The sequence below is a fragment of the Companilactobacillus kimchii DSM 13961 = JCM 10707 genome (genome assembly GCF_001435445.1).
Classification (GTDB): Bacteria; Bacillota; Bacilli; order Lactobacillales; family Lactobacillaceae; genus Companilactobacillus; species Companilactobacillus kimchii.
The window spans coordinates 120063-138199 of the sequence record NZ_AZDH01000019.1; the positions used below are offsets into that span (position 1 = coordinate 120063).

Annotated in this window: 20 protein-coding genes; 12 read left to right on the forward strand and 8 right to left on the reverse strand. The window is 36.0% G+C overall.

The annotated features are described in order from the left end of the window. Positions 1 to 3 precede the first annotated feature (3 nt). On the forward strand, positions 4 to 987 hold the full coding sequence (locus FC97_RS10115) for a LacI family DNA-binding transcriptional regulator (RefSeq protein ID WP_173585312.1): 984 nt from the start codon (positions 4 to 6) through the stop codon (positions 985 to 987). 140 nt (positions 988 to 1127) lie between these two features. Here FC97_RS10115 and FC97_RS10120 read toward each other — a convergent pair whose 3' ends face one another. Both FC97_RS10120 and rlmD read right to left on the reverse strand, forming a co-directional pair. Continuing rightward, positions 1128 to 1862, reverse strand: coding sequence for a class I SAM-dependent methyltransferase (locus FC97_RS10120; RefSeq protein ID WP_054643215.1), 735 nt, complete (start codon positions 1860 to 1862; stop codon positions 1128 to 1130). Between the two features lie 175 nt (positions 1863 to 2037). After that, on the reverse strand, positions 2038 to 3417 hold the full coding sequence (gene rlmD, locus FC97_RS10125; protein ID WP_054643216.1) for a 23S rRNA (uracil(1939)-C(5))-methyltransferase RlmD: 1380 nt from the start codon (positions 3415 to 3417) through the stop codon (positions 2038 to 2040). Between the two features lie 66 nt (positions 3418 to 3483). On the opposite strand from rlmD, the gene recX reads away from it, so the two are divergent. The 9 genes from recX to FC97_RS10170 all read left to right on the forward strand — a co-directional run bounded on the left by recX (position 3484) and on the right by FC97_RS10170 (position 10029). Beyond that, complete coding sequence (gene recX / locus FC97_RS10130; RefSeq protein ID WP_054643217.1) at positions 3484 to 4254, forward strand: recombination regulator RecX; 771 nt, start codon at positions 3484 to 3486, stop codon at positions 4252 to 4254. A 79-nt stretch (positions 4255 to 4333) separates the two neighbouring features. Beyond that, positions 4334 to 4867, forward strand: a complete 534-nt coding sequence (ntdP, locus tag FC97_RS10135) for a nucleoside tri-diphosphate phosphatase (RefSeq protein ID WP_054643218.1) — start codon at positions 4334 to 4336, stop codon at positions 4865 to 4867. A gap of 65 nt (positions 4868 to 4932) precedes the next feature. Continuing rightward, a complete protein-coding gene (locus FC97_RS10140) occupies positions 4933 to 5823 on the forward strand; it encodes a LysR family transcriptional regulator (protein ID WP_054643219.1) in 891 nt (296 codons plus the stop codon). An 82-nt stretch (positions 5824 to 5905) separates the two neighbouring features. Next, positions 5906 to 6256 (forward strand): helix-turn-helix domain-containing protein, encoded by a 351-nt coding sequence (locus tag FC97_RS10145; protein WP_054643220.1) that lies wholly within the window; start codon positions 5906 to 5908, stop codon positions 6254 to 6256. A 2-nt stretch (positions 6257 to 6258) separates the two neighbouring features. After that, entirely contained in the window at positions 6259 to 7269 is a 1011-nt protein-coding gene (locus tag FC97_RS10150; RefSeq protein ID WP_054643232.1) for an aldo/keto reductase, read from the forward strand. Positions 7270 to 7295: 26 nt separating this feature from the next. Next, on the forward strand, positions 7296 to 8207 hold the full coding sequence (locus FC97_RS10155) for an amidohydrolase family protein (RefSeq protein ID WP_054643221.1): 912 nt from the start codon (positions 7296 to 7298) through the stop codon (positions 8205 to 8207). A gap of 1 nt (position 8208) precedes the next feature. Continuing rightward, positions 8209 to 8781 carry a histidine phosphatase family protein gene (locus FC97_RS10160; protein ID WP_054643222.1) on the forward strand — a complete coding sequence of 191 codons (573 nt, stop codon included), beginning with the start codon at positions 8209 to 8211 and terminating at the stop codon, positions 8779 to 8781. A gap of 1 nt (position 8782) precedes the next feature. After that, positions 8783 to 9367 (forward strand): histidine phosphatase family protein, encoded by a 585-nt coding sequence (locus FC97_RS10165; protein ID WP_054643223.1) that lies wholly within the window; start codon positions 8783 to 8785, stop codon positions 9365 to 9367. Positions 9368 to 9453: 86 nt separating this feature from the next. Next, on the forward strand, positions 9454 to 10029 hold the full coding sequence (locus tag FC97_RS10170; protein WP_056968183.1) for a histidine phosphatase family protein: 576 nt from the start codon (positions 9454 to 9456) through the stop codon (positions 10027 to 10029). 55 nt (positions 10030 to 10084) lie between these two features. Here FC97_RS10170 and FC97_RS10175 read toward each other — a convergent pair whose 3' ends face one another. From FC97_RS10175 to FC97_RS10200, 6 genes are all read right to left on the reverse strand, one after another. Then, positions 10085 to 10831, reverse strand: coding sequence for an amino acid ABC transporter ATP-binding protein (locus tag FC97_RS10175; protein ID WP_054643225.1), 747 nt, complete (start codon positions 10829 to 10831; stop codon positions 10085 to 10087). Next, on the reverse strand, positions 10831 to 11526 hold the full coding sequence (locus FC97_RS10180; RefSeq protein WP_054643226.1) for an amino acid ABC transporter permease: 696 nt from the start codon (positions 11524 to 11526) through the stop codon (positions 10831 to 10833). Before FC97_RS10180 ends, FC97_RS10175 begins: the two co-directional genes overlap by 1 nt. 31 nt (positions 11527 to 11557) lie before the next feature. After that, complete coding sequence (locus FC97_RS10185; protein WP_054643227.1) at positions 11558 to 12340, reverse strand: transporter substrate-binding domain-containing protein; 783 nt, start codon at positions 12338 to 12340, stop codon at positions 11558 to 11560. Positions 12341 to 12421: 81 nt separating this feature from the next. Then, complete coding sequence (gene cysK / locus FC97_RS10190; protein WP_056968185.1) at positions 12422 to 13345, reverse strand: cysteine synthase A; 924 nt, start codon at positions 13343 to 13345, stop codon at positions 12422 to 12424. 13 nt (positions 13346 to 13358) lie between these two features. Continuing rightward, on the reverse strand, positions 13359 to 14156 hold the full coding sequence (locus tag FC97_RS10195; protein ID WP_056968187.1) for a homoserine O-acetyltransferase/O-succinyltransferase family protein: 798 nt from the start codon (positions 14154 to 14156) through the stop codon (positions 13359 to 13361). A 249-nt stretch (positions 14157 to 14405) separates the two neighbouring features. After that, positions 14406 to 14867, reverse strand: a complete 462-nt coding sequence (locus tag FC97_RS10200) for a hypothetical protein (protein WP_056968188.1) — start codon at positions 14865 to 14867, stop codon at positions 14406 to 14408. A gap of 129 nt (positions 14868 to 14996) precedes the next feature. Here FC97_RS10200 and FC97_RS10205 point away from each other — a divergent pair, with 129 nt between their 5' ends. Both FC97_RS10205 and FC97_RS10210 read left to right on the forward strand, forming a co-directional pair. Then, the gene (locus tag FC97_RS10205; RefSeq protein WP_054643953.1) at positions 14997 to 16352 is read left to right on the forward strand and encodes a hemolysin family protein; all 1356 of its coding nucleotides are present in this window, start codon (positions 14997 to 14999) and stop codon (positions 16350 to 16352) included. 88 nt (positions 16353 to 16440) lie between these two features. Continuing rightward, positions 16441 to 18018 carry a peptide chain release factor 3 gene (locus tag FC97_RS10210; RefSeq protein WP_025084885.1) on the forward strand — a complete coding sequence of 526 codons (1578 nt, stop codon included), beginning with the start codon at positions 16441 to 16443 and terminating at the stop codon, positions 18016 to 18018. The last annotated feature ends 119 nt before the right edge of the window (positions 18019 to 18137 follow it).

Genomic DNA, 18137 nt, shown 5'->3' on the forward strand with positions numbered 1-18137 from the left:
TAGATTATGGCAACATTAGATGATATTGCAAAATTGGCGGGTGTTTCAGCGACAACAGTTTCACGAGTTATTAATAACTATGGTTCATTGTCGGAAAAAACTAAAACAAAGGTTTTTGAAGCTATGAGAGAGCTCAATTACCAACCCAATAGTTTGGCGAGATCATTAAAAGGCAAGAAGACTCAATTAATTGGAGTTATTTTGCCTGGTGTCAGTAATCCCTTCTTTGGACAGATGGTTCAAGAAATTGAAGATCAATTGTTCAAAAAGGGTTTTCGAATCATTCTTTGCAACGCAGGTAGTGATGCTGAAAAAGAGCGAGATTATTTGAGAATGTTGATGGCTAATCGAGTTGACGGAATCATTGCGGGTTCACACAATTTGGGTATTGAGGAATATCAAAAAGTGGGTTTACCAATTATCTCGTTTGACCGTTATTTATCAGATGAAATTCCGATAGTTAGTTCTGATAATTATCATGGTGGCGAGCTTGCTGCTCAGGCTTTAGTGAGATCAGGTAGTAAAAAGTTACAAATTATCACAGGAGCCAATCATCCTAACAGTCCAACCAATGCAAGACTGACGGGCTTTAAAGATGAATTAAAGAAGAGTGATTTGGATTTTGATGTGATGGAAATTAGTTTTTCCGCCACGCCTAATATTAAAGGTTTGAAAATTAAAGAATTATTATCTAAGCGAGAAGTTGATGGAATCTTCTGTACTGATGATTTGACGGCATTGTTAGTCATACAGCAAGCTAAAGCTTTAGGGATGAGGGTTCCTGAAGATGTGAGGTTAGTTGGATATGATGGGACGAACTTTATTCAGTCTTATCATCCTGAGTTGACAACAGTTATGCAGCCAATTTCAGATATAGTAATGGTGATGATTGATTTGTTATTAAAACGGGTCGATGATCACGATTGTGAATTAGAAGATAACTATGTTTTGCCAGTTAAGTTGATTACTGGTGAAACCACTGCATAGAAAAAGTCGTAGATGTGAGGTCTACGACTTTTTTATGAAAAATACGTTAAGTTGAGTTTATTATTACCCAATTTAACGTATTTTTATTTGTAGCAATATTTTTAATAACCATAGTTCTATGCAAAATAGTGGGAGCAGGCTTACTCCGTTCTCTTTGCTGATATTATCAGCATCATTGGTCTTCTAAACTCATCCTTCATTCCTGGAACATCTAGCAAATGCTTTGGTGGTGTGGGTTCTTCTAAGACTTTTAGCGTAAATCCGTTTTGTAACAGTGTATTCACATAGGTTGTTAGAGTCTTGTGATATTTAACAACTTTGTGGTTTAAGAAATCAGCTTCTCGTTTGCCTTCTTCAAAGTAATGATCGACAGGCCAGCAGGAAATTTCTCCATTTTGATCATAAAACCATTCTTGATTGCCATAGGCTGTGAAGATGGGATGCTCAACAGAGAAAATGAATGCTCCATTTGGGGATAAGCTGTGTCTAACTTTTTGACAAATAAGATTGAAATCTGGAGTGTAATGTAAGGCTAGGGAACTGATAACGACATCGAAACTATTTTCGGAAAAATCGATATCTTCCATTGCCATTTTTTGGTAATGAACGTTGTCGTAATGATTCTTTTCCTGAGCCACTTTGAGCATGTTCTCAGATAAATCGATTCCTAAAACTGATTTTGCTCCATTTTTTGCTGCATAAATGTCATGCCAGCCAAAGCCACAACCGATATCTAAAACTCTTTTGTCGTGAAAATCGGGTAACATTTTTTGAAAGGTTGGCCATTCTCCGGCGGCTTTTAGGCCTTCAACAGAACGTGGAAATTTACTGTAGGCTTCAAAGAAACTTTTGTCATCGTACTCATTTTCTTCCATGAATAGTTCATCTCTTTTGTTAGGTTTTAAATAACCATGGTTCTATGCAAAATAGTGGAAAAGAGCTGCGTAGGCCAGATTCCTGTGCTTTGCCTGACTTCACGAACTGTCTGCTGCGCAGCCAATTCGCAAAGCCCTGCAAATACTCAGAATCTAGGCAGGCTTACTCCGCTCTCTATCTTTTAACTAACTTAACGACTGTTTCAACATGTGGTGTTTGAGGGAACATGTCTACTGGTTGTAGATAAACGACTTTATAACGTTCAGCTAATCTTACTAAATCCTTAGCTAATGTTGATGGGTTACATGAGACGTAAACTAATTTATCAACTGGATTGCGGTTTAGTGTTGTAATCATACTGCCTTCAAGTCCGGTTCTTGGTGGATCTACGACGATTGAATTGACATTGATGCCGTCTTTTAATAACTCTGGGTAGATCTTGTCAGTTGATCCAACGTAATAGTCGGCATTTTCTACTTCATTTAATTTGGCATTTGCTTTGGCATCTTCGATAGCTTCGGGAATGATTTCGATTCCGTAAATATGTTTAACGGTTTCTGACATAGTAATGCCGATTGTTCCAACCCCACAATATGCATCTAGCAGGATGTCTCTTTGAGTTGGTTCTAGTGCTTGATTAACTAGGTCATACAGTTTATCAGTTTGAAGTGAGTTCAATTGTAAAAAGGCACGTGGTGAAAAGTTAAAAATATAACCGTTGATATCTTCTTGTAGATATTCGTCACCCCAGAGTAATTTAGTTTCGTCACCCCAAACAGCGCCTTGGTCTTCTTTATTGATATTTTGAGAAATTGAACTAACTTCAGGAATTTCTTTCTGAATACGTTCAATTAATTGATGTTCTTTGATGAATTTTGGTGAACGAGTAATGAAAGTAACTTGAAGTTGGTTAAATTCAACTGATTCACGAATGACGATCATGCTGAGAATTCCCGATTTTTGTTTAGGATTGAAAACGGGAATTTCCAAATCCTTAACAATTTCAACGATTTTACGCATGGCTGACATGGTTAAATCCATTTGCGTTGGCATTTCAGTTAGATCGACTAATTCTTGTGTACCTGTTTTATAAAGGCCACAGCGAATTTCACCATCTATTTCTTGGATAGGGAACTGAGCTTTGTTACGATATTTTTCCTGTTGAACTGAAGCTACGGTTGGGCGAATATTATATTTTTCATATGCGTAAGGCTTATATTTTTCAAGTGATTCTCGGAGAATGTCAGCCTTAAATTTTAATTGATCTTCATATTTAATGTGGGCAAAATCTAGACCACCAACTTTATCGGCTAAAGCAGGTGTTTCAGGATTTCTGAAACGACTGGCCTGTCTGATTTTGTGAATACGACCATTGAGAAAACGAGGGTGCACGTCAGTGACTTCACAGACGATGACATCTTCGGGGACGGCTTTTGGTACGAAAACAATGACATGTTTGAAGAAGCCAATGCCTTCGCCATTGATACCGATTCGTTTGATAGTTAGTGGAAATTTGTCACCAACTTTTAATTCTTGAGTTATATTTGTATCCATAATTTTTCCTTTGAATGTTTTTGCGATAAACTTACACTTGAGTATAACATGTGAGGTAATAATAATTTGGCAAAAGTTACGAAAATTCAGGCCCAGAAACGTAAGGGGCGTTACAATATCTATCTTGATGGTAAGTATGCTTTTCCTGTAGCAGAGACTACTTTGATTGAATTTCGTCTGATGAAAGATGTGGAATTGACGGATCAAGAAGTTGCGGAGATCGAACATCGAGAAAATGTAAATAAGGCTTACGGTGATGCAGTAAATTATCTGAGCTATCAATTGCGAACAGAGAAAGAAATCAAAGAGTATCTATATAAGAAGGAATACCACAAAGATGCTGTTGAATTCACATTAGAAAAGTTGCGTAATTTGCACTATTTGGATGATGCTAGTTATGCTAAGAGTTTCATCACTGATCAATTACGGATGACCGCTAATGGACCTAAAATAATTGAACAAAAATTGTTTCAAAAGGGTGTGCCAGACAATATCATTCAGGACAGTTTATTTGATATTGATCAGGATGTTTTATTGGAGAATGCCATCGAATTTGCTAAAAAGCAAGCTAGAAAACAAAAACGGGCTTCATTTCAACAAATGCTGACGAAAATTCGTCAGAGCTTATATCAAAAGGGCTTTAATAGTGAGATTACTAATGAGGCTATTAAAAAATTGGATTTAGAAGTTGATGAAGATGAGGAACTTGATAAATTAAACAAGATGATTGAAAAAGTTCAGCATCGTTATGATACACAGGCTAAATTGATTAATTATTTAATGACTAAAGGTTATCATTATGATGAAATCAAACGTGTTTTAGACGCTAACAATTAACTGTTTATCTTTCAATCGTTTCACAGCTCTGTTATACTTTTTTTGGATAAGAATTAGGTTTAGAAAGCTGGGTAAAGTTATGCAAGTTCCTAGAGAAGGGGATTACGTAGCAATCCAGAGTTATAAGCATGATGGTCATTTACATCGTACTTGGCGTGAAACAATGGTGCTAAAGACAAGTGAGAATGAGATTATCGGTTGTAATGAGAATACTCTTGTCACAGAAGCGGACGGACGTCGTTGGGTAACTAGAGAACCAGCATTAGTCTATTTTCATAGAAAGTACTGGTTCAACATTGTTACTATGATTCGGAATAGTGGAGTGTCCTATTATTGCAATCTAGCAACACCGTTTGCCTTAGATAAAGAAGCCATTAAATATATTGATTATGATTTAGATGTTAAAGTTTTTCCGGATGGAGAGAAAAGACTGCTCGATGTAGATGAATATGCAGCGCACAGTAAAATGTGGAATTATCCACCCGAAATAGATACGATTTTACATTATAATGTCGACGTTTTAATTGATTGGATCGATAAGAAGAAAGGCCCATTTTCACAGGCCTACGTTGATCTTTGGATGCAAAGATATGAGGAACTGTCACACCATTAGGATTGCTATATCCTAATAAGATCACCTATAGGTGGTCTTTTTTAGTATTCAGGAGGAATAAGACAATGGAGCTACGTGTTTTGAATTATTTTTTGATGATTGCGCGTGAAGAAAATATTACTCGAGCAGCCAGTTTGCTACATGTTAGCCAACCAACACTTTCACGGCAGATTGCAGCTTTGGAAGAGGAATTGGGTACAAAATTGTTTGTTCGTCAAAGTCACAAAATAACTTTGACTGAGGATGGCCTATTGTTAAGACGTAGAGCTGAAGAGATGCGTCAACTAAGCGACAAAATCAAAGAAGAAATGACTAAGGACAAAGGGGAGATTGCTGGAGAAATTTCTATTGGTGGTGGTGAACTACAGAGTATGAATGAATTGGCTCAAATCATGACAATATTTCGTCAGAAATATCCATTAGTAACTTTCAAAATTCAAAGTGGTAATTCAAAGGATACTAAATGGGGAATTGAGCAAGGATTATTGGACTTGGGATTATTAATTGAACCAGTCAGCACTGAGAAATATGATTTTGCTAGAATGCATCCAACTGAACAATGGGGCGTTATGACAGCAATTGATTCACCTCTGGCTCAATTAGATTATATAGAATCAAAGGACTTGCGGAATCAAACATTGATTCTTTCTAATAGTCGACCTATGGAGAGCGAACTGAATCACTGGTTTGGAAGTGATTTAAAAAAAATTAATATAGTCGCAAATTATAATTTACTTTACAATGCTGTTGTCATGGCTCGAGCTGGTCTTGGCAATGTTTTATGTCTGAAATTGGACGCTAACTATGATGGAATGAAATTTATACCTCTAAAACCTGCGCTAACATACAATTCTGTTTTGGCATGGAAAGCTGATCAAATAGCGGCTCGCAATGTATCAACTTTTATTAATTTTGCTAAGAAATACCTAAAGAGTATTTCAAATAATGAAGAATAAGCATTATACATTTCATATAAATGGCTTAATAATATAGATATTCCATTAAGGGATGTCTATTTTTTTGTAGGAAAGATTACTTATGAATAAAAAAGAAGTTAGTCAAAAATATAATATTCCCATTCGTATTTTGAATGAATATGAATCGTGGGGATTGTGTGATGTTGTTAAAATTGTTATGGGAGAATGGCAGTATGATGACCAAGATTTGAAACGGTTAAGTACTATTATGGCTTTACATGATATTGGATTTAGAAACAAAGAAATCGAGCAATATATGCGCTTGTTATTGGAAACACCTAATTCCAAGCAAGCACGAATTGATTTTTTGACAAAGAAACGTAAATCAAAATTAGATGAGATCCATTTACAGGAAAAACAGTTGGAACGAATCGATTATTTGCGTCATGAAATAAATGAGAGGAAGTTTTGAATTTGGATTATCGTAAATTGGGTAACACAGGATTGGATGTTTCAAGAATTTGTTTAGGAACAATGGGTTTTGGACGCCCAGAAACAGGTGTTTTCCCTTGGGCTGTCGATTATGATAAAAGTGAACAAGTGGTTAAAAAAGCTTTAGACTTGGGAATCAATTTCTTTGATACGGCCAATATTTATTCTTACGGTGATAGTGAAGAGTTTTTAGGAAGAGCACTAAAAAAGTATGCTAATCGTGATGAAGTAGTAGTTGCTACGAAGGTCTTCTTCAGTCAATCTGACAAACCGAACCAACATGGATTATCACGTAAGGCTATCATGACTCAAATTGATAAAAGCTTAAAAAGGCTGAATATGGATTATGTTGATTCATATATCATTCATCGTTGGGATTACAACACTCCGATCGAAGAAACGATGGAAGCTTTGCACGATGTGGTTAAATCAGGAAAAACTAGATATATCGGGGCCTCAGCTATGTATTCTTGGCAATTTGAACGTGCTCAAGCTGTAGCTAGAGAACATAATTGGACCGAATTTATATCGATGCAAGATCATCTAAATCTCTTGTACCGTGAAGAAGAACGAGAGATGTTGCCACTTTGTGAGGATGAAAATATTGCGGTAACTCCCTATAGTCCCTTGGCTTCAGGACATTTAACACGTCCAACTTGGAATGGTGAGACCAAACGTGCTCAGACTGATAAAGTGGCTGAAAGTAAATATGACAATGCTGAGCAAAATGATATGGAAATTGTTAAACGGGTTTCAGAAGTAGCAGTTAAACATCATGTCACGATGGCTCAAGTTGCTATTGCTTGGTTATTGCAAAAGAAACAGGTTGTAGCTCCAATCATTGGTGCAACTAATCCAGATCATTTGGCTAGTTCTGTTGATGCTTTGAATGTTAAATTGGATAATGAAGATATTAAATATATGGAGGCGCCTTATTTGCCACATAAGTTAGTTGGTGCTTTTACTAAAGAAGAAAATGATTTTACACGTTAATGATTGATAGGATAGGTGGAAAAATTATGAATCAAAAATTAGATGTTTTTGCACACGTTTTGCCAGCCAATCTGTTGAAGAGTATTAAGAAAGATGTCCCCAGTATTATTGAGGATAATCTTTTTTTACAAATTCCATCTTTAACTGATTTGAAATTGCGTCATCAGGACTTTCCTCAGGATGTTAAGCAAGTTATTTCAAATGTTAATTTGAATCCCGAAGATTATTTTGATGGGGAAAAATCTGCTCAGATGTGCTGGGATGCTAATGAAGAAATGATACAGCTTCAAAAAGACAATTCTGATATTTTTGAGTCAGTTGTGGCGATGGTACCTATGAATAATCTGGATGAAACCGTCAAAATTATTCAGGAAGTTTCTAAAAATCAGTCCCTAGTGGGGATTCAACTTTTTACAAGAGCATTGGGAAAGTCGATTGCTGATTCCGAATTTGAAAGAGTCTTTAAAACGGCTGCAGAGTTAAATGTGCCAATTTGGTTGCATCCCGTATTTGATGATAGAAAACCAGATAACAATCTGACTTTCAGTTGGGAATATGAATTAACACAGGCCATGTATCAACTGGTTTTAGCTGATTATTTTGAGAAGTATCCTGAATTAAAAATAATAGTTCATCATGCTGGAGCAATGGTTCCATTCTTTGCCGGACGTATTAAATATACTTTGCCCAAGTATTATGAAGACTTTAAAAAATTCTATATTGATACAGCAATTTTGGGCAATCCTAAAGCTTTAGAATTAGCATCAGATTTTTATGGTCCTGAACATTTGATATTTGGAACGGATGCACCTTTCGCAGTGATGCCTAATGGAGCAACAAAGGAAATCATGCAAGCAATTGATGAAATGAGTATTAATGGTATTCAAAAAGACGGCATTTATCGTGACAATTTTATAAATCTGTTGAAGGAGAAATAGCATGACAAAAAAACTTTATTTGATGCGCCATGGGCAAACTCAATTTAATAAGTTACATAAAATTCAAGGGGCATGTGATTCTCCATTAATGCAAAAGGGTATTGATGATGCTAAAAAAGTTGGTCAGTATTTTAAAGAACATCAATTAACTTTTGATCATGCTTATTCATCAACTCAAGAAAGAGCTTCCGATACCTTGGAATTGGTAACTAATCAACCGTATCAACGTCTTAAAGGGTTAAAAGAATGGAATTTTGGTGTTTTTGAAGGTGAAAGTGAAAAGCTCAATCCTAATCCCGATCCAAAGATTGGTTCATACGGTGATTTCTTTGTACCCTATGAAGGGGAAGCCGCTAGTGAAGTTCAAACTAGAGTTAATCAGACATTAACTGACATTATGGAACAAGCTAGTGATGGTGAAAATGTCCTAGCTGTCAGTCATGGTGGAGCAATTCATATGTTTACTTTGAAGTGGATCACAGAAAAATTGCCACATATTACTAATTGTTCAGTAATTGAATTTGAATATGATCAAGGCATTTTTAAATATCAAAAAACGATTGAAGTGAATTAGAATGGTCAAAACCTTATATTTAATGCGCCATGGACAGACACAATTTAATGCACTGGGCAAGATTCAAGGTGTCTGCGACTCACCTCTAACCCCAAAAGGTATTGCTGATGCCAAAAAAGTTGGCAGATATTTTAAAGATAGTCGAATAGAATTTGATCACGCCTATTCATCAACTCAGGAACGGGCCTCTGATACTTTGGAGTTAGTAACTGACCAACCTTATCAGCGTTTGAAGGGTTTGAAAGAGTGGAATTTTGGCTTATTCGAAGGTGAGAATCAACGACTCAATCCTAAATATGATCCTAAAATTGGTTCAGTCGGCGATGCCTTTGTTCCATACGGTGGTGACTCAGCTGATGCCGTACAAGCACGGATGGTAAGAGTTTTAACCGATATTATGAGTCAACAAGATAATCAAAATGTTTTAGTCGTAGGTCATGGTGCCTCAATCTATTTATTCTTGAAGAATTGGATTCCACTGGAGGAAATAGTCAAGCATGTAGAAATGAAAAATTGTTCTGTTTTAAAGTTCGAATTTGAGAATAACGAATTTAAATATCTTAAAACAATCAATGTGGTAGATTAATTTAAACTTTCGACTTGATTTTGTAGTTCTAAAATTAAAAGTCGCGTATCCTAGGCGTATATCAGATTTGGGGAGAGAAATTAAGGATGAAAACACTATATTTGATGCGTCATGGTCAAACACTTTTTAATAAACTAGAGAAAACACAGGGAGCCTGCGATTCACCGTTAACAGTTGAGGGAATTGAGGATGCCAAGGCTACAAGACAATTTTTTGAAGAACATCAAATGCATTTTGATTACTGCTTTTCATCAACGCAAGAGCGGGCTTCCGATACTTTGGAATTAGTAACTGATCAACCTTATCAACGTTTGAAAGGGGTCAAAGAATGGAACTTCGGTATTTTTGAAGGCGAGAGCGAGACACTTTTGCCTAAAACTTACTATACTGATGGATCTTATGGCGACTTCTTCGTTGAATTTGGTGGAGAGTCGGCTACAGAATTCCAAGCTCGTGTTATTAAGACTCTTAAGGAAACAATGGCACAAGTATCTGATGATGAAAATGCATTAGTAGTTTGTCATGGAGCGGTCATGTTGATGTTTATGCAATCATTATTCCCGATGGGGAAGATTGCTAGAGAAATCAGTTTTCACAATTGTGCCGTGCTTAAATTAACTTTTGATGATGATAAGTTTGAATTTGTTGAACAAGTAAAATAATTTCTAACAAAAAAAGCAGCCATTTTATTGGCTGCTTTTTTATTAGGGGTTATTACTATTTTTCTTCGTTAAATGTAATACCTGATAAAAAGTCTTTGATTCGTGTTGTTGGATGATTAAAGAATTCATCCGTTGAACCATCGAAGAGGATATCGCCATCTTCAACAAAGACGATTTTATCAGCAACTGAACGAGCAAATTCCATGTTATGAGTCACAATAATCATTGCTTGGCCCATCTTGCTTAATTCTTCCAAAATCAAAAGGACTTGTGTTTCCAATTCTGGATCAAGTGCACTAGTTGGTTCGTCCAAAAGAATGTATTCAGGATCCATTGCTAAAGCACGGCAAATTGAAATACGTTGTTGTTGACCACCAGATAGTTGGCTTGGATAACGATCAGCGTATTCTGATAATCCGACTTGAGCAAGTAACTTATGGGCACGTTCTTCGGTTTCTTTCTTGGATTTACCAAGTACTGTTTCAGGAGCGGTAGTGATGTTCTTGAGTACGGTTAGATTAGGAAAGAGATTCCAATTTTGAAAAACCATACTAGTTTTTTTACGAACGTCGAAACTAAGTTTTTTGGAAACAGGTTTAGAATAATCAAGTTTTAGATCAGAGAAGTTTAAAGTTCCACTCTCAGGTCGAACTAAAAGGTCTAATGATCTTAGTAGTGTTGATTTACCAGAACCAGAAGGTCCTAGGATAACGGTTGTTTTACCATCAGGGAAGTCAACGCTGAGATTCTTAAGAACTTGTTTATTACCATAAGTTTTAACAATATTCTTCAATGAAATCATTAGGCTTCACTTCCTTTAACGTATTTTGAAGTTCTCCGTTCGAGATAATGTTGCAATAAAGTAAGTAACGAGCAGACAACAGCATACAAGAAAGCGGCCAATGAGTACATCAATAATGGTTGGAAGTTCTTAGCAGTAATTTGCTGACTGACCTGGAACATTTCCAAAATTGTAATAGAACTGGCAAGAGATGTATCCTTCACTAAACCAATGAATGAATTGGATAGTGGTGGTAGAGCAATTCTAACGGCCTGTGGCAACACAATCTTCATTAAAGTTTGCTTAGTCGTAAAATTCAATGTAAAAGCTGCATCCCATTGATCTTGTGGAACTGATAACAAGGCTGAACGAATCGTTTCTGAAGCGTAGGCTCCAGTGTTCAATGAGAAACCAATTACGGCAGCAATGAATGGTGATAGTTGAACGCCAGCACTTGGAAGACCAAAGAAGATGATGAATAATTGAACCAACAGTGGAGTGGAACGGAATAACCAAACATAGAAGTTAGCAATCGCACGGAGTACTAGCCAAGGATATTTGATCAATTTATTTTCACTCGGTTGGATGAATTTAATTAAAGCTGTTAATACGGCTAAGATCAGGCCAAAGATAAAGGAAATGATGGCCAACGGAATGGTATACTGCAACATTGCAGAAATCATTGCCGGTAATGAAGTAACGATAGTGTGCCACATGAACTTATAACCCCCTCGATAATTTTAAAGTTTATTTTTTGGTGATATCTTCACCGAAGTACTTATTAGAAAGCTTCTTCATTGTACCGTCTTTGTATAGTTCTTTGATAGCTTTATTTACACGGTTACGTAGATGAGTTGATTTCTTGTTGTAAATTGGAGCAATCTTTGATGGTTCAAGTTTGCTATTAGGAATAGTGATATATTTCAAATCAGTATTCTTGTGGCTTTCTTTCCAATATAAGAAGGCTTCCTTAGAGTTAATAGCACCAGCAACACGTCCTTGATCGATCATTGACATGTCAGTTTGGAAATCGGCAGCAGGAACTACTTTAGCACCAAATTTTTCAGCATGATTGTAATTATCAGTACCAGTACCTGCAGAAATCTTCTTACCCTTAATGTCATCTACAGAATTAATACCTGTACCACCTTTAGTAATGATAACTGATTTTGAGTAAATGTAAGGTGTAGAGAAGATGTAATGTTTTTGACGTGATGGGTTTTCAGCCACATTGTTCAAGACAACGTCAAAAGTATTTGAGTTCAAACCAGCAATTAATGAATCCCATTTTGTTGGAACAAACTTAGCTTTTAAATCAAGCTTCTTAGCAACGGCTTTACCGAGATCAACTTCGAATCCCTTAAGTTTACCATCGTCACGGTATGAGTAAGGTGCATAAGTACCTTCCAAACCGATTGTTAAAGTACCATCAGTCTTAGTATCACTGTTAGCACTCTTGTTTGAGCAACCAGTTAGAACCAAAACAAAGGCTGCAATCATTGTTAAAATTAAAGCAATACGCTTTTTCATTATAAAAAAATCCCCCTCTAATAGAAAATTACCATTTTCTATTCTCTCATAAAATAAAAATACTTAAAAAAGATATGACTTTTAAAACTTAAATAAATCAGTTGATAGGTATCTTTCACCATTATCAGGTGCAACAGTCACGACAGTTTTACCTTTGCCGAGTTTCTTAGCAATTTGAATAGCTCCATAAATATTGGCACCAGCAGAAATACCTGGTAAAAAGCCTTCTTTGTGGCTAACTTCTTGTGCCATCTTAATAGCTTGATCACTAGTTACTTCTATTATATCTGAATAAGCATCCTTATCGAGTGTGTCAGGAATGAAACCAGCACTAATACCTTGAATTTTGTGGGCACCAGTTTTTCCTTCCTTTAATAGAGGAGATTCAGCAGCTTCAAGAGCCCAAACTTTTACGTTGGAATATTTCTTAGTTAGAGCGTGACTAACACCAGAAAGAGTACCACCAGTACCAACACCGGCTACAAAGCCATCAACTGGAGTGTCGCCAAAGGCCTCAACAATTTCCTTACCAGTAGTTGCCTCATGGATTGCAGGGTTAGCAGGATTCTGGAATTGCATAGGCATGAAGTAGCCATTTTCTTTAGATAAGTCAGTAGCTTTCTTAATGGCGCCGCCCATACCATCTTTACCAGGTGTCAAAATCAATTCAGTACCGTAACCTTGCATCAATTTGCGACGTTCAATACTCATTGTTTCAGGCATTGTAATGATTAAATGGTAACCTTTAGCAGCAGCAACTAGTGACAAACCAATACCAGTGTTACCTGAAGTAGGTTCAACTAACGTATCGCCGGGTTTGATCTTGCCAGCTTTTTCAGCAGCTTCAATCATTGAAAGAGCAATTCTATCTTTGATAGAGCTACCAGGATTGAAGAATTCCAATTTTACGTAAACGTCGGCGGCGTCTTCAGGAACGACGTTATTTAGTTTGACGATAGGTGTGTTTCCAATAAGTTCTGTAATATTTTGAGCAATTTTTGTCATAATAGTAATCTCCTTAGCAAGTAGTTAATTTATATTCTGAAACTGATTGTAGCCAATTATGATAAAAGTTAAGCTGTGTTTGTTTCCAAGCAAAGGTTGGCTTTTTATCTAATGGCGAATAATAATTCAAAGCGGGAAGTGGTTGCTTTACTTTGAGACTAGCCAATTCACGGCGGTATTCTTTATCTAAGCCATATTTTTGATATTCCAAATGTGAAAAGATAAAAGTTTGATTTTTGTCGACGGCCTCAACTAAAGTCAATAGTCCGTTTTCACTGATAGCTTTGATTGATAGGTGTGGATTATTTTGCATTTCTTCGTGATCCATTTCGGCGTAACGAGCGTGAGGTGCGGGAAAATTATCACTGATGTTTTCAAGATATTTAGAATCTTTCAAAATTTGATTTTGGAAAATTCCGAATACTTTGTGAGGTAAAAGCTTTTTTTGAATGTTATATATATGATTAAGGGCAGCCATGGCGCCCCAACAGACATAAAGTTGTGGAATGTTAATTTGATTTAATTGGTCGATTAAATCATTGATTTCATCAAAGTAGGAAACTTGAGGAAAATCTAATTTTTCAACTGGACTACCGCTAATGATAAAACCATCAAGGTCTTTAATTTCTTCTAAATCTAAAGGTTCCATGTTATCTGTTATTTCTGGATCAAGCACACGATCAACGTAGCGGGTGGCTGAATAGTAAAATGTTAATTCAACGTTATCAAGATCTAAAGCGTTTTGAAAATTGTGCATGGTTTCAATTTTATTTTGCATTAAGTTTAAAATTCCAATTCTAATAGGTTCCACAAGTATCTCCTTTCTAAGTTGGGCAAACAAAAAGAGGAGCCGACTAATGTCAGCTCCTCTTGATTTACAGTTTACACTACTTGTTTATCAATTGAGTGGTATTAGACATGTCGAAAAAGTATAGTAATTTTTGTCAATTACTACACAACAACATGATTTAATATTTTCTTGGTTAAATTTCAACATGTCAAATTCCTCCTGCAATTAAGATGACTCAAATTTACAATTAAAAAATTAATTAGTCAAGTGTTATTTCTTTTTTTCTGTATAAATTGAAAGTGATTCGAATTCTAAATATGAGGCCAAAGTCAATGAGATCATCAATAAGAAGACTAACCAACCCATTGTTCGACCAAGGATTAGACTCAGTGGTAAGAATCGAGCTATTAAGTAAATGCTTAACATCGATAGCCAAAAATCAACAAAAAGATTTGCACCAATAACAACTTTGTTGCGTTCAAGAACAAAGAAATGTAAAAGATCTTTGAGGATTTTTCGAGTTGAGCTACGGTACATAATCAAAACAGGACGTTGAGCAATTACCTTAACGGCAAACATACCAAAGGCACCCACGAATCCACCAACAACGATTCTCCAAGTCAAAGCATGTAGAACCAATGAGTTATATGATACCCCGATGATCGATAGACAGAGAACATACGGGATGATGAAGAAGAATAGGTAGATGATGGAAATTTTTTTATTAGACATTTTTGATTACTCCCTATATACTAATGTTCTTATTTTAACATGAAAAAGGTTTATTGTTGAATACATAAACACCTGTTATAATTGTTTTGTTTATGTTTAAGTTTACAAATGAAAGTGAGTGCGAGTTAAATGAGTGGTGACTCTTCTGGAGCGTCGCTTTCTGGGCAGCTGATTTTAATAATAGTTTTAACATTATTAAATGCTTTTTTTGCAGCAGGCGAGATGGCGATAGTTTCTGTTAATAAGACGTCCGTTGAGGAAAAAGCAAAGAATGAGAATAAACGGGCTCAGAAAATATTACAGGCGATTAATAATCCCAATAAGTTCCTATCTACGATTCAAGTAGCGATTACTTTAGCAGGCTTCTTGTCATCAGCTAGTGCGGCAACTACTTTAAGTACGAGGGTAGAATCATTGATTGGCCAATTTCCAGGTAGTCACGAGATTTCAATCATTATTATAACGATAATTTTATCGTTTATTACCTTAGTTTTCGGTGAATTGTATCCGAAGAGAATAGCGTTACAAAAGCCTTATGAAGTAGCCAGTTTTACTGAACCTTTTGTAAGATTCGTTGGCAAGATTTTAAATCCATTTGTTTGGTTATTGGATAAGACAATTAATATGTTGACGAAGATCACGCCAATTGATTTTAGTCAAAAGGATGATCCTATTTCTAGGAATGAAATGATTGCTACTTTACGTAAATCACGTAATAGTGGAACGATTAATTCTGATGAGTATCAGATGCTGCAAGGAATCATTCGTTTTGGTGATAAGACGGCGCGCGAGATTATGACACCGAGAATGGATACCTTTATGATTGATATCAATAATCCGGTCGATGAGAATATTGATGCAATTCTAGATCAACCATATTCAAGGATTCCGTTGTATGGTGGAGATAAGGATAATGTTATTGGAATTGTCCATATTAAGGATCTATTGAAGAAGTCTCGGGAAATTGGTTTTGAAAATATCAATTTAAAATCAATTATGAAAGAACCACTGTTTGTTCCAGAAGCAACTAATATTGACGCCTTGCTTTTAAAAATGCGTAGTACACAGACTCAAATTGCTATGGTTGTTGATGAGTATGGGGGAATTGTTGGTTTAGCTACGATTGAGGATATTTTGGAAGAAATCGTTGGTGAAATTGATGATGAATATGACCCTGTAACAAAGAACTTCCAACGTTTGGGTGCTAACAAATTTTCTGTCATTGGTTTGATGACAATTGAAGATTTTGATGAATTATTTGAAGAAGAGATTCAAGTAGAGGATGTTGATACGATTGCAGGTTATCTAATTATGAATATTGGTGAGATACCTGATCCTAAACATCCCAAATCATTCGAGTTAAAGGATGGAACAGTAATTACATCTGGTGAATTGAATGGATCAAGAATTGAAAATGTTATTGTGACTGTGCCAGATAGTAAATTGAAGACAGTTACTTCGAACATGTTCAAAAAGAAATACTAACTGTATTTCTTTTTTTTCGATGAAGAATAGAGTTACAAAGTATGTATGGAGGAATAAAGTACACAGAATTTTTGTGTGTTAATAAAATATGGATCAAAAACAATTAGAACAAGAAGTAAATAAACGTAGAACTTTTGCTATCATTTCTCACCCGGATGCTGGTAAAACAACTATTACTGAGCAAATGCTTTACTTTGGTGGAGTTATTCGTTCAGCTGGTACTGTTAAGGCTAAAAAATCTGGTCAATTTGCTACTTCTGACTGGATGGAAATTGAAAAGAAACGTGGTATCTCTGTTACCAGTTCTGTTATGCAATTTCATTACCACGATAAGGATATCAATATCTTGGATACTCCAGGACATGAGGATTTCTCTGAAGATACTTATCGTACATTGATGGCGGTTGATGCTGCGGTCATGGTAATTGACTCTGCTAAGGGTATTGAACCTCAAACAAAGAAACTATTTAAGGTTGTTAAAAAACGTGGTATTCCTATCTTCACATTTATGAATAAGTTGGATCGTGATGGTCGTGATCCGCTTGATTTGATTGCTGAATTGGAAGATCTTTTAAATATCGAAGGTTGTGCTATGAACTGGCCTATCGGTATGGGTAAGGAATTAAAGGGATTATACGATATTAGTAATAATCGTTTGGAACTTTACCGTAAAGATGGTGATGACCGTTTCCTACCTTTGAATGACAAAGGACAATTGGCTGAATCTAATCCAATTGAAGAAGAAGGCGTTTACGAACAAGCATTAGGCGAAGTTGATTTGATCAAAGAAGCTGGGAACAAATTTGACCTAGATAAAGTTTTAGCAGGTAATCAAACACCTGTCTTCTTCGGTTCAGCTTTGACTAATTTTGGTGTAGAAACTTTCTTGAACACATTCTTGGATATGGCACCAGCTCCAGCCGAACACAAGGAACAAGATAGTGAAGAAGTTGTAAAACCTGATGATCCAACATTCTCTGGTTTTGTCTTTAAGATCCAAGCTAATATGAATCCTAATCACCGTGATAGAATTGCTTTCGTACGTATTTGTTCAGGTGAATTTGTTCGGGGAATGGATGTAACCTTGAACCGTACTGGTAAAGTGATGCGTTTGAACAATGCAACTGAATTCATGTCTGATCAAAGAGAAACAGTTAAGACCGCTGTTGCTGGTGATATTGTTGGTTTATACGATACTGGTAATTTTCAAATTGGTGATACGATTTATGAAGGTAAAAAGTCAGTTCAATTTGAAGACTTGCCTCAATTTACACCAGAAATGTTCATGGAAGTTCAAGCTAAGAACGTTATGAAACAAAAGTCGTTCCACAAAGGGATGCAACAATTGGTTCAAGAGGGTGCCGTTCAACTTTACAAGAAATATACAACTAATGACTATATATTAGGTGCCGTTGGACAACTTCAGTTTGAAGTCTTCCAATTTAGAATGAAGAACGAGTATAATTGTGATGTTGTTATGAAACCAATTGGTTCTAGAATTGCCCGTTGGGTAGATCCAGAACAATTAGATGCTTCAATGTCATCAACTAGAAATATGTTAGTGAAAGATTTGGATGACAAACCACTGTTCTTGTTTGAGAATAAATTTGCTGAAAACTGGTTTGCTAACAAATATCCAAATGTTAAGTTAACTTCAAAATTATAGGAAATCGCTGAATGGCGGTTTTTTTTATTGTAGAATTTTCATGGTAGTGTAAAAAATCACATATAAGGGAGGTGCAAAAGAAAGCCCGGATGGCGTGAAAGCAGGGGATTATGCTCTTC

Coding starts and splice junctions, on each gene's coding strand:
- FC97_RS10120 (WP_054643215.1), bottom strand. CDS start 1,862: ATGGAAGAAAATGAGTACGATGACAAAAGTTTCTTTGAAGCCTACAGT.
- rlmD (WP_054643216.1), bottom strand. CDS start 3,417: ATGGATACAAATATAACTCAAGAATTAAAAGTTGGTGACAAATTTCCA.
- ntdP (WP_054643218.1), top strand. CDS start 4,334: ATGCAAGTTCCTAGAGAAGGGGATTACGTAGCAATCCAGAGTTATAAG.
- FC97_RS10140 (WP_054643219.1), top strand. CDS start 4,933: ATGGAGCTACGTGTTTTGAATTATTTTTTGATGATTGCGCGTGAAGAA.
- FC97_RS10145 (WP_054643220.1), top strand. CDS start 5,906: ATGAATAAAAAAGAAGTTAGTCAAAAATATAATATTCCCATTCGTATT.
- FC97_RS10155 (WP_054643221.1), top strand. CDS start 7,296: ATGAATCAAAAATTAGATGTTTTTGCACACGTTTTGCCAGCCAATCTG.
- FC97_RS10160 (WP_054643222.1), top strand. CDS start 8,209: ATGACAAAAAAACTTTATTTGATGCGCCATGGGCAAACTCAATTTAAT.
- FC97_RS10165 (WP_054643223.1), top strand. CDS start 8,783: ATGGTCAAAACCTTATATTTAATGCGCCATGGACAGACACAATTTAAT.
- FC97_RS10170 (WP_056968183.1), top strand. CDS start 9,454: ATGAAAACACTATATTTGATGCGTCATGGTCAAACACTTTTTAATAAA.
- FC97_RS10175 (WP_054643225.1), bottom strand. CDS start 10,831: ATGATTTCATTGAAGAATATTGTTAAAACTTATGGTAATAAACAAGTT.
- FC97_RS10180 (WP_054643226.1), bottom strand. CDS start 11,526: ATGTGGCACACTATCGTTACTTCATTACCGGCAATGATTTCTGCAATG.
- FC97_RS10185 (WP_054643227.1), bottom strand. CDS start 12,340: ATGAAAAAGCGTATTGCTTTAATTTTAACAATGATTGCAGCCTTTGTT.
- cysK (WP_056968185.1), bottom strand. CDS start 13,345: ATGACAAAAATTGCTCAAAATATTACAGAACTTATTGGAAACACACCT.
- FC97_RS10200 (WP_056968188.1), bottom strand. CDS start 14,867: ATGTCTAATAAAAAAATTTCCATCATCTACCTATTCTTCTTCATCATC.
- FC97_RS10205 (WP_054643953.1), top strand. CDS start 14,997: ATGAGTGGTGACTCTTCTGGAGCGTCGCTTTCTGGGCAGCTGATTTTA.
- FC97_RS10210 (WP_025084885.1), top strand. CDS start 16,441: ATGGATCAAAAACAATTAGAACAAGAAGTAAATAAACGTAGAACTTTT.